The following is a 228-nucleotide window of genomic DNA, read 5'->3' as shown; positions in this document are numbered from 1 at the left end:
CTGTCGGAATGGCTGGCGCATTTGCCGGTGCCTTTGCCACCGGACACCTGATTTCACTGGCTGATGAGTGGAGTTCCGTGAATGCCCGTCTGAAACAGGCATCACAGTCATCCGATGAATTTTCGTCATCACAGAAAGTGCTGATGGATATCAGTCAGCGGACAGGTACCGCTTTTTCGGATAATGCGGCCCTGTTTGCCCGTTCGGCTGCCTCGATGCGTGAATATG

Annotated in this window: 1 protein-coding gene; it reads left to right on the top strand. The window is 53.5% G+C overall.

From position 1 onward, the window contains the following. The coding region (locus HEN33_RS27290) for a tape measure protein (protein WP_242460336.1) at positions 1-228 on the top strand (228 nt) is incomplete at both ends.

It is taken from the genome of Escherichia sp. 94.0001 (assembly GCF_013369155.2).
GTDB classification, from domain to species: Bacteria; Pseudomonadota; Gammaproteobacteria; order Enterobacterales; family Enterobacteriaceae; genus Escherichia; species Escherichia coli_F.
Note: the sequence above shows the minus strand (reverse complement) of the source record. Positions and strands in the feature narration are given on the sequence as shown.